4 protein-coding genes are annotated in these 4,437 nt (G+C 50.9%); all 4 read right to left on the minus strand.

All coding sequences use genetic code 11. The features are described from left to right. A partial coding sequence (locus HMPREF1051_RS02095) for a patatin-like phospholipase family protein (protein ID WP_036491327.1) occupies window positions 1-577 on the minus strand: 577 nt, incomplete at its 3' end. Between the two features lie 356 nt (window positions 578-933). Further along, window positions 934-1,434, minus strand: coding sequence for a surface-adhesin E family protein (locus HMPREF1051_RS02100; RefSeq protein WP_003763731.1), 501 nt, complete (start codon window positions 1,432-1,434; stop codon window positions 934-936). Window position 1,435: 1 nt separating this feature from the next. After that, window positions 1,436-2,083, minus strand: coding sequence for a hypothetical protein (locus HMPREF1051_RS02105; protein ID WP_003763735.1), 648 nt, complete (start codon window positions 2,081-2,083; stop codon window positions 1,436-1,438). 139 nt (window positions 2,084-2,222) lie between these two features. Further along, a complete protein-coding gene (locus HMPREF1051_RS02110; protein WP_003763728.1) occupies window positions 2,223-4,076 on the minus strand; it encodes an ABC transporter ATP-binding protein in 1,854 nt (617 codons plus the stop codon). Between the last annotated feature and the right edge of the window lie 361 nt (window positions 4,077-4,437).

A 4,437-nucleotide genomic window follows, 5' to 3' on the forward strand; every position in this document is an offset into this window, starting at 1 on the left:
GGCCGCCAATCGTGGTGGGCTGGAACACGTTGGGGATGGAAGCGGACGCGCGGACTGCCTGTCCGACGTTGCCTCGGTTGAAGGCGACGGCTTTGCCGCTTTCAAAATCGGTGGCGACGGCGGCGAATTTAATCGGCAATTGTTGGATGGGGCGGTTGCCGACTTTTTGGTTGATGTAGTTTTGCAGTTTTTCGCCTTTGATGAAGCCGCTGCTGGACAAGGTCAGGTCAACCAAGTCGGTTTTGCCTAAAATTTCGGCTTCGAGTTCGAGGCGGTCGGGCGACATGCCTGAAGCGTACAGGCTGCCGACGATGGAGCCTGCGGATGTGCCGGTTACGACTTTGACGGGAATATTGTTTTCTTTCAATACTTTGATAATGCCGATATGGGCGAAGCCTTTGGATGCGCCGCCGCCGAGCGCAAGCGCGACCACGGCTTTGGGCTTGGCGGTATTCGCGGTATGGGTATTCGGCTTGGCATCCGATTTGTCGGAGGTGTGGCTCGGACAGGCAGCGAGCATAAGTACGACAGACGCTGTCAGCGTAGTGCGCAGTGTTTGAATCAGCAAGGGTTTCATTTTCAGACGACCTTTATAGATGGATTTTTGGTTTGGAACATATTGTCAGCCGAATGGCGCGAAACCGTTCGCGGTATGCGCTCCGTCGTGTTTTTATCGGCGCGGCTGCAGTATAGTGGATTAAATTTGAATCAGGACAAGGCGAGGCAACGCCGTACTGGTTTAAAATTAATCCACTATAAAGTGGCAGAAAACCTGTTGCCCGCTTGGTCATGAAAACAGGCGGAATCAGGGGAACAGGCAATCTGCCATCCGCCTTGTCAGGCGGCACAAGCGGGAAGTTTAGCGCATCGTTATGCCGAAATCAAAAAAGGTCGTCTGAAACCTGATTTTCGGTTTCAGACGACCTTGAAGGTTTATCTTTTTCGACCTTTCTGCTTCGTCATTTTATCCAATTCTTTTTTCATGTCTTCGAAGGCATTCGGGTTGCCGCCAAAATCACGACCTCCGACCTCGCACACAAAAGCAGATAGTATACTAATTGGGGAAATCTCTTTCATTTCAAACCGGTTAGACTCACTTGGAATATCATGCAATAATTCCCCTTTTCCAAAAGGACTACTGTATACCTTCATTGGTTCTGGATTTGAGATATCGATCTTATTCAGACAATCAAGATAATGCTTCTCTATCACAGAAGTTCCCGCCACTTCGCTAACGGTATCATCAAAATTGGTTACCATATCATATACTAACAATTTTGGATTGTTAGGATGATGCCTGATACTTTCCATGTCTACATAAGCCTGACTCCGAGTACCGCCGGACATGGGCAAAAATCTTGGCTTATCGGCAAATTCGGCAAATGCTGAAATTGGCAAACAAATCGCCATCAAAAAAACAGCCAACTTTTTCATTTTATTTTCCTCCGATTAAATCAAGTCGCTCACGACGAATCAATTGGTTATTCGGATAACCTTGAACCGTGCAGTAGAGACTTGTTTTGCCACTTTCCTCTTCCAATACCAACATTTTTTCTACTGTATTTTTCGCAGGCATCGAATTAGGCGTTGCTTGCATATTTGGCTGCCAGTGTAAGGACTTGTGACTATTAATAATAATTTGCGGAGTAGTCGCAAAATTTTCACCCATCGGTTTCAAACCCCATTGTGGGAACTTCGCCATCACATCAGCAGCCTGCGCTTTTTCGATTTCAAATCCCCAAAAATAAAAGATAGGATTTTTACCCGCCTCATTAAATGGCATTTCCAAATTTATTGTCTCGAAACTACTGAAACGTAAGCCTTTTAATGTTATCGGCTTATTAAAAACAACCTGTCTTTTCCCATCCTCATCAGCAACACCTAACTGAAAACGTGCAACCGTTCCTACTTTCTCAATCGGAGCATATTTGCTCAATTGCTCCTGCTCGTTTTTCAAGATATCAAACATAGATGCATCACATTTTACAAATGCGTTCAGCAACTCTTCTTCTGCGCTTCCTGCCCATGCATTTGCTGCAAATGCAAGTGCAGCCATACTCAAATATTTGATAGATCGTTTCATATTTTCTTTCCAAAATTGTCATCAACTAATATTGAATAACCCAAATTCAATTTTATTCCATCATCACATCAAAGTGAAACATAATCTAATTGCTTATTTTTCAGACGACCTTTTATTTGCCCGCTTTATCGGGCGGTTTTTAATGCTCCCACTCGACGTGTTCGTTGAGGAAACCGCCGCTCTGGTGCGCCCAGAGTTTGGCGTAGAGGCCTTGTTTTTCGAGGAGTTCGGCGTGGCTGCCTTCTTCGATGATACGGCCTTTGTCCAAGACGATGAGCCTGTCCATCGCGGCGATGGTGGAGAGGCGGTGGGCGATGGCGATGACGGTTTTGCCGTCCATCATTTTGTCGAGGCTTTCTTGGATGGCGGCTTCGACTTCGGAGTCGAGCGCGCTGGTGGCTTCGTCGAGCAGCAGGATCGGCGCGTCTTTGAGCATGACGCGGGCGATAGCGATGCGTTGGCGCTGACCGCCGGAGAGTTTCACGCCGCGTTCGCCGACGTGCGCGTCATAGCCACGCCGCCCTTTGGCGTCGCTGAGGTTGGGGATGAAGTCGGCGGCTTCGGCGCGTTCGGCGGCGGAAATCATTTCGGCGTCGGTGGCGTCGGGGCGGCCGTAAACGATGTTGTCGCGCACGGAACGGTGCAGCAGTGAGGTGTCTTGCGTGACCAAACCGATTTGGGCGCGCAGGCTTTCTTGGGTAACGTCGCTGATGTTTTGCCCGTCAATCGAAATCGTGCCGCTTTGCGGTTCGTAGAAGCGCAAAAGCAGGTTGACGATGGTGGATTTGCCCGCGCCGCTGCGTCCGATCAGCCCGACTTTTTCGCCCGGGCGGATGGTGAGGTTGAAGCCGTTGAGCAGCGGTTTGCCGGCTTCGTAGGAGAAATCGACGTGTTCGAACTTGATTTCGCCTTGCGACACTTTCAGCGGCAGGGCGTTCGGCTTGTCGAGGATGGTTTGCGGTTTGGACAGGGTTGCCATGCCGTCGTTGACGGTGCCGATGTTTTCAAACAATCGGGCGGATTCCCACATGATGTATTGCGACAGACCGTTGACGCGCAACGCCATGGCGGTGGCGGTGGCAACCGCGCCGACGCCGACCTGTCCGTGATACCAAAGCCAGATGCCCAGCGCGGTCGTGCCGGCGGTCAGCGAGCTGTTGACGATGAAGCTGCAAGTGTGCAGGAGCGTCGCCAAACGCATTTGGGCGTGTACCGTAACCATAAATTCTTCCATCGACTGCTTGGCATAAGCCGCTTCGCGCGCGCCGTGGGAGAAGAGTTTGACGGTGGTGATGTTGGAATAGGCGTCGGTAATGCGGCCAGTCATCAGCGAGCGCGCATCCGCCTGACGCGAAGCGGTTTTGCCGAGCTTGGGAATCAGGAAGCGCATCACTAAGGCGAAGCCAATCATCCAGCCGATAAAGGGCAGCAGCAGCCAGCCGTCGAGCGCGACCAAAATCACGCCGGAGGTAATGAAATACACCAGCACATAAACGACCATATCGGCAACCGTCATCACCACGTCGCGCAACGCCAGCGCGGTCTGCATGACTTTGGCGGACACGCGGCCGGCAAATTCGTCCTGATAGAAACCGAGGCTCTGCCCCAGCATCAGGCGGTGGAAATTCCAGCGCAGGCGCATGGGGAACACGCCTTGCAGGGTTTGCAGGCGCACGTTGGACGCGAGGAAGGTCCAGAGGGCGAAAAACACCATCATCGCCGCCATCGCCGTCAACGCCCAGCCTTTTTCGGCAAACAGGGTGGCGGGCGTGTATTTGCCGAGCCAGTCCACGACTTTGCCCATAAATTGAAACAGCAGGGCTTCCATAATGCCGATACCGGCGGTAAACACCGCCAATACGGCAATCCATTTGCGCAAGCCTTCGATGTTGCTCCAGATAAACCGCCACAGCCCTTTTTCAGGCGTTTTCGGGGCGGCTTCGGGGTAAGGGTCGATTCGGGATTCGAACCATGAGAATATTTTTTGAATCATTGTATTGGGTTTAATTGAGAGAGAATGGATTTCAGACGACCTCTACGGTGGGGACAGGTCGTCTGAAAACAAGTATCGGGAGTTAAAGGCATTATTTTACGGGAAAAAACGGCGGGAAGACACTGTAAGGAAGTCGGGACGGACAAAGTGCCGTGATTGATGAGGGGTCGTCTGAAATAGCGTGCCGATAAGGAATACGGCTTTTATAGTGGATTAACTTTAAACCAGTACGGCGTTGCCTCACCTTAGCTCAAAGAGAACGATTCTCTAAGGTGCTGAAGCACCAAGTGAATCGGTTTCGTACTATCTGTACTGTCTGCGGCTTCGTCGCCTTGTCCTGATTTTTGTTAATCCACTATAT

The organism is Neisseria sicca VK64 (assembly GCF_000260655.1).
Lineage (GTDB): Bacteria > Pseudomonadota > Gammaproteobacteria > Burkholderiales > Neisseriaceae > Neisseria > Neisseria sicca_B.